General features: G+C 66.2%; 8 protein-coding genes and 1 tRNA gene. 4 read left to right on the forward strand and 5 right to left on the reverse strand.

Annotation, left to right across the window (positions count from 1 at the left end; translation table 11 throughout):
* Positions 1-613: 613 nt before the first annotated feature.
* The 4 genes from OS124_RS0111415 to pdxH all read right to left on the reverse strand — a co-directional run bounded on the left by OS124_RS0111415 (position 614) and on the right by pdxH (position 2,517).
* Positions 614-690 (reverse strand) — tRNA-Pro (locus OS124_RS0111415).
* A gap of 63 nt (positions 691-753) precedes the next feature.
* Positions 754-1,236, reverse strand: a complete 483-nt coding sequence (locus OS124_RS0111420) for a DUF192 domain-containing protein (RefSeq protein ID WP_010139754.1) — start codon at positions 1,234-1,236, stop codon at positions 754-756.
* 15 nt (positions 1,237-1,251) lie between these two features.
* Complete coding sequence (locus tag OS124_RS0111425; RefSeq protein WP_010139755.1) at positions 1,252-1,776, reverse strand: cold-shock protein; 525 nt, start codon at positions 1,774-1,776, stop codon at positions 1,252-1,254.
* Positions 1,777-1,911: 135 nt separating this feature from the next.
* Positions 1,912-2,517, reverse strand: coding sequence for a pyridoxamine 5'-phosphate oxidase (gene pdxH, locus OS124_RS0111430; RefSeq protein ID WP_010139757.1), 606 nt, complete (start codon positions 2,515-2,517; stop codon positions 1,912-1,914).
* 133 nt (positions 2,518-2,650) lie between these two features.
* Between pdxH and fabI the strand changes: the two genes are divergently transcribed.
* From fabI to gpt, 3 genes are read left to right on the forward strand one after another with little or no spacing between them, the layout of a single operon-like run.
* Entirely contained in the window at positions 2,651-3,457 is an 807-nt protein-coding gene (fabI, locus tag OS124_RS0111435; protein ID WP_010139759.1) for an enoyl-ACP reductase FabI, read from the forward strand.
* Between the two features lie 7 nt (positions 3,458-3,464).
* Positions 3,465-4,307, forward strand: a complete 843-nt coding sequence (locus OS124_RS24435; RefSeq protein ID WP_010139760.1) for a LysE family transporter — start codon at positions 3,465-3,467, stop codon at positions 4,305-4,307.
* Positions 4,193-4,663 carry a xanthine phosphoribosyltransferase gene (gpt, locus tag OS124_RS0111445; protein WP_337459425.1) on the forward strand — a complete coding sequence of 157 codons (471 nt, stop codon included), beginning with the start codon at positions 4,193-4,195 and terminating at the stop codon, positions 4,661-4,663. Before OS124_RS24435 ends, gpt begins: the two co-directional genes overlap by 115 nt.
* Positions 4,664-4,732: 69 nt before the next feature.
* Here the strand turns inward: gpt and OS124_RS0111450 are convergent, their stop codons facing one another.
* Positions 4,733-5,593 carry an NmrA family NAD(P)-binding protein gene (locus OS124_RS0111450; protein ID WP_010139762.1) on the reverse strand — a complete coding sequence of 287 codons (861 nt, stop codon included), beginning with the start codon at positions 5,591-5,593 and terminating at the stop codon, positions 4,733-4,735.
* Between the two features lie 105 nt (positions 5,594-5,698).
* Between OS124_RS0111450 and OS124_RS0111455 the strand changes: the two genes are divergently transcribed.
* Positions 5,699-6,000, forward strand: a 302-nt coding sequence (locus OS124_RS0111455; RefSeq protein ID WP_040607076.1) for a winged helix-turn-helix transcriptional regulator, incomplete at its 3' end; no start/stop codon positions are given.

The following is a 6,000-nucleotide window of genomic DNA, read 5'->3' on the forward strand; positions in this document are numbered from 1 at the left end:
GATCCGCGCGTCATCGCCGGTGAATTGGCTCCCTGGCGCACGGCGGCCGCCCCGGATATCCCCTGAGCGATCCTCCCGGCACCATCACCGGCGCCGGCGTCCAGCCCGCCGTCGTCGCCCCGACCCTCTCCCATGGCCGGCAGTGCCTCTTTCCAGACGGTCATCCCGAAGACGGCCAAGGCCATGCCCGACCCGATCCGGTTTGACATGACCGACGCGGCCGAGCTTCGGCAGCGCTTAACCGCCCTCGCTGCGCGCGGCCGCATCGGGCCGGTGATCAGATCCGAGAAGACCGGGATGCCTTACACCAGGTACGGCTGGAGTCAGGTCTTCCGCCGGCTTCGGGACAGTCTGGGACCTCCAAAGGAGCTGACAGTCATGGACACCCGCGCTGGAGCTCTCACCGAGGCAAAATAGGGGCGTTGCCCCGTTCGATCTGCGCGATGCCGGCCAGCACTTGGAGGTTTCAACCACCGACCGCTACGCCCGAGGCAGGAACGAAGCGATCGCGAAAGTGGTGAAGCTACGGACGCTCTGGAGAACGACTTGTCTCAGGTCCGTTTCAACAAGCCAATCCGTTTCAACGGAAGAGCCGTGTAAGTCATTGATAGTGTGGTCGGGGCGGCGAGATTCGAACTCACGACCCCCTGTACCCAAAACAGGTGCGCTACCAGACTGCGCTACGCCCCGGACCGTGCGCCTCTCTAGCCTGTCGTGTCGCGGTTGAAAAGGCCCCGAATGTCCGAAAAAGGATCACTCGCAGGCGGCAGCGGCCAGCGAAGGATCGACCGCCGGATGGCGCAGCCGGCTGCCCTCGGTGATCCCCATGCGCGCGGCGAGACCACCGTTGATCTCGAGCACGAACTGGCTGACGCCGCCGGGCAGCGGGGTCTCGTCCAGCGGGCGGGCATTGGCCTGCACGGTGGTCAGCGTGCCGGTCTCGTCGAAGAACAGGATGTCCAGCGGGATGAGCGTGTTGCGCATCCAGAAGGACAGCGGCCGGGGGCTGTCGTAGACGAAGAGCATCCCCTGGGACAGGGCCATGCTCTCTCGGTACATCAGCCCCTGCTGCTGCTCGGCCAGATCGTCCGCGATCTCGACCCGGAACGCCTGGACGCCCGCCTCGGTCAGCACCTCGGCACGATCCGCCCGGCAGGCCGCCATGGCGGCCCCGGGCAGGCTCAGCGACAGGAGGCTCAGGACAAGGGCGGCGCGCTGCATCACGATTGCGGACATCACGGTTCCGGCGCCCTAGCGGGCCGCCGCCTCCCAGGCACAGATCTCGGTCGCCATGCGGCCCCGCTTGCCGTCGATCACCCGCAGGGCAACGGCCTCGCCCGGGGCCAGGTCGGCCAGCCCGGAGGCACGCAAAACCTCGACGTGAATGAAGACGTCCTCGTCACGGCCGAAGACATTGGCAAAGCCGAACCCCTTCACCTTGTCGAACCATTTCACCCGCGCGGGTTCCATCGGCAGGGCCTGGATCTCGGCCGGATCGAGGCTGCGGAAGTCCTCGAGCACCGCCGCCCCCGCCCCTTCGGGCGGCGCGATGGCCAGCACCTCTATGGCCTGGACGCCCCGCTGCGTCCGCTGGACAAGGATATCCACCTGCGCGCCGTCGGCGACGGAACTCTGACCGAAATTCCGCAGCACATTGGCGTGCAGCAGAATGTCCGGCCCACCTTCTTCGGCCACGACAAAGCCGAACCCGCGTGCCGGATCGAACCACTTCACGCGGCCCGCCAGCTTCCGGGTGGTATCATCATGATGATTCACTTCACACCCCGCATTGCATTTGTGGCGCCTATCCCCAAACTACGGCGCCACAAACCCCCACCGTTTTTATCAACAACATTCGCGTACCAACAGCAACCCGCCAAACGCGCTTTCTGCCCATTGACCGGCGGGTAATCAGGGATTCAACCGCAGGATGTCCCAATTCGAGGCCGTTCCGGCGCGCGTCCAGCGGAATCGATCATGCAGACGGAACGCTCCGTCTGCCCAGAATTCGATCTCCAAAGGCTCGATCCTGTATCCGCCCCAGAACGGAGGCCGCTTCGGATTGGTCCCGTGTTTCGCGGTCACCCGCGCCACCTCGGCCATGAGAGCGCCCCGGGATGCCAGGGGCCGCGACTGCGCCGAGGCCCAGGCACCAAGCCGGGATTTCAGCGATCTCGAAGCATAGTAGGCATCCGCCTCGGGGCCGTCGAAACGTGTCACCAGACCCCGAACCCGAATCTGTCTCCGCAATGATTTCCAGTGCATGACAAAAGCCGCCTTGCCGTTCAGGTCAAGCTCATTGGCCTTCCGACTCTCATAATTCGTATAGAATACGAAAGCATCGTCCAGAATATCCTTCAGAAGCACCATTCGGGCATTCGGCAGGCCGTTCTCGTCGACGGTGGAAAGCGCGATGGCATTCGGGTCATTGACCTCGCTTGCCTCGGCCTCGGCCAGCCAGGCCCGGGCAATTGCAAATGGGTCATCCCCGGCGAAGATCCCGTCACGGTCCGACATACTAGGCATCCTCCTGCGTCTTGCGGGTCTCGCTTCGCGGCTCTGCCGGCCCTTCGGGCCCGGGCAGGCTTGAAGCGCCCTGACCTATCGCTTAAGGGAGTTTGACCGGAAGTTACAGGGCGGAGAGCGCGCTATGTCGAACAACCTCATGGCAGGCAAGAAGGGTCTGATCATGGGCCTGGCCAATGACAAATCCATCGCCTGGGGGATCGCAAAGGCCCTCGCCGATGCAGGCGCAGAGCTGGCTTTCACCTACATGGGTGAGCAGTTCAAGAAGCGCGTCATTCCGCTGGCCGATCAGCTGGGCGTTACCCGGCTCTATGATTGCGATGTCTCGGACGAGGCCTCGATCGACGCCGCCTTCGAGGCGCTGAAGACCGAGATGGGCGAGATCGACTTCATCGTCCACGCGATCGGCTTCTCCGACAAGAACGAGCTGCGCGGTCGGTATATCGACACCACCCGCGGCAATTTCCAGATGACCATGGATATCTCGGTCTACAGCTTCACCGCCGTCGCTCAGCGCGCCGAGAAGCTGATGCCGAACGGTGGCTCGATGCTGACGCTGACCTACTACGGCGCCGAGCAGGTCATGCCCCACTACAACGTCATGGGCGTTGCCAAGGCCGCGCTGGAGGCCTCGGTCAAGTACCTGGCCGAAGACCTCGGCAAGGACGGCATCCGGGTCAACGCGATCTCGGCCGGTCCGATCAAGACCCTGGCCGCCTCGGGCATCGGCGACTTCCGCTATATCCTGAAGTGGAACGAGCTGAACTCGCCGCTGCGTCGCAACGTGACGATCGACGACGTGGGCAAATCCGCGCTCTACCTGCTGTCGGACCTGTCCTCGGGCGTCACGGGCGAGAACCTGCATGTCGACTCGGGCTATCATGTCGTCGGCATGAAGGCCGTTGACGCGCCGGACATCGACAAGAGCTGACACGCCCTTGGCCGCCGTCCTCCTCTCCGTCTTCCTCGTTCATCTCGTCGCCGCGATCTCTCCCGGTCCGGCGGTGCTGATGACCATGCGGACGGCCATGACCGGCGGCATGGCGCGTGGCGCGGGCTTCGCCATCGGCGTCGCGCTTGGCGCCGTGGCCTGGGCCAGTGCTGCCGTGCTGGGCCTGGCGACCCTCTTCGAACTGGCGCCGCGCCTGCTGATCGCGCTGAAGATCGCGGGCGCCGCCTATCTGATCCGCCTGGCCTGGAAGATGTGGCGCGGCGCCGATGAGCCGCTGAGCCTCGAGGCCACCGCCTCGGCCGCCCCCCTGCCCCGGCTCACCGCCGGTCCGTTTGCCCGGCTGGTGCTGCGGGGTGTGACCACCCAGCTGGCCAATCCCAAGCCCGCCGTCTTCTTCGGCGCGGTCTTCGTCACCCTCGTGCCTGCCCACGCGGGCCCCGGCCTCTTCTCCGCGATCCTGGCGGTGGTCTTCGTCAACGAAGTCACCTGGAACCTGATCGTGGCGCGGATTTTCTCGCTCGAGAGCGCCCGGCTGGGCTATACCCGTCTGAAATCCCGTATCGACCGCGTCCTGGGGGGCTGCTGGCCGCCCTCGGCGTCAAGATCGCCGCCTTCTGAACCGACACCACCGCTTAAGCGACCAAGAAGAGGACCGCCGCCATGGTCGACAACCGCCTTCCCCACGAAAAGGGCTTCCACGTCTCCTGGGACCAGATCCACCGCGACTCGCGCGCGCTGGCCTGGCGGCTGGACAAGCACGGCCCCATGGAGGGCGGCACCTGGAAGGCCGTCGTCGCCATCACCCGCGGCGGCATGGCCCCGGCGATGATCGTGGCGCGCGAACTCGACATCCGCACCGTCGACACGATCTCGGTCAAGTCCTACCACTCGGGCGGCGGCAAGGCGGACGAGCGGCGCACCGCGGAAGTGCTGAAATCCCCCGACCCCGAGATCATGGGCGACGGCGAGGGCATCCTGATCATCGACGACCTGGTCGACACCGGCAAGACGCTGGAGCTGGTCCGCTCGCTCTATCCCAAGGCCCATGTCGCGACGGTCTACGCCAAGCCGCAGGGCCGCGCCCAGGTGCAGACCTTCATCACCGAGGTCAGCCAGGACACCTGGATCTTCTTCCCCTGGGACATGGCGCTGCAATACGTCCAGCCCTATCGCGGGCAGGAGTGATCTTCTGCCGGACGATGCAAGGGCGCCCCTCGGGGCGCCCTTCGTCGTTCGGCCTCCGGTCTCTCAGGCTCAGGCCACGGCCGCGCGCAGGGTCTGGCGCCAGTCGGTCGCCTTGCGCCCGATGAGCGCCTCAAGATCCGCGCCACTGCCTTCCAGCGCCCCCGAGCCCGCATGGGCCGAGCTGTCGGCCAGCATGTGGGCCACCACCTCGGGCAGGCCCGCGCCGGTGTAGATGTCCTTCAGCGCCGCCTCGGGCATGTCGGCATAGCCGATCTCCTTTCCGGTCACGGTGCTGACCTCGGCGGCGAACTCGGCCATCGAGAAGCTCTCACCGCCTGCCAGTTCATAGACGCCCTCGGGGCTGTCCGAGAGCAGCACCACCGCCGCCGCCTCGGCATAGTCGGCGCGCGCCGCGGCGCTGTAGCGCCCCGCGCCGCTGGCGCCGACCAGCGCGCCATGCTCCAGCGCGGGGGCCAGACCGGCGGTCAGGTTCTCGGTGTACCAGCCATTGCGCAGCAGCGCGACCGGCAGGCCGCTGTCCGCCAGCAGCCGCTCTGTCGCCAGGTGATCCCTGGCCAGCCACAGCGGGCTGACATCGGCGCGCAGGATCGAGGTATAGGCGATCAGCTCGATCCCCTCGGCCTTCGCCGCCTCGATCACCGCCGCGTGCTGGGCGGCGCGATCCTTGCCCACTTCGCTGCCCGAGATCAGCAGCACCCGGTCGATGCCCTTCACCGCCGCGGCCAGCGCCGCCGGGTCCTCGTAATCGCCGAAACGCACCTCGACACCCTTGGCGCGCAGCGGCACTGCCGCCTCTTCACGGCGCACCAGTGCCACGATATCGGCGGCGGCGGTCCGGGCCAGCAGGCTCTCGACCACCAGCGCGCCAAGCTGACCGGACGCGCCGGTCACCAGGATCTTCTTGTTCATCACGTTTTCCTTTGTTGCGAGCCCGGCTCTTCACGCCGGTCTCATTACGGGATATGGTCTCGGATGTAGACCGCCTTTTGCGGCGCGTGAAGGAGGCACTTTTTCATGACAAGGGAACGTCCGGGTAACCCCGTTGTGCTGGATGCCGCAGATCGTGCGGTGCTCGACAGCTTCTCGTTCCACGCCGGAGAGGATCGCGACGGCCTGCAGAACTGCCCGGTGCGCAACGTTCTGGACCGCGTCGGCGACAAGTGGAGCCTGCTGATCCTCATCGCCCTGTCGCACCAGCCGCGCCGCTTCGCCGCCCTGCAACGCGAGGTCGGGGACATCTCGAAGCGGATGCTCACCCAGTCGCTGCGCACGCTGGAACGGGACGGGCTGGTGGCGCGGCAGGTCTTTCCGACCAA

The sequence above is a fragment of the Oceanicola sp. S124 genome, from assembly GCF_000220565.1.
Lineage (GTDB): Bacteria > Pseudomonadota > Alphaproteobacteria > Rhodobacterales > Rhodobacteraceae > Pseudooceanicola.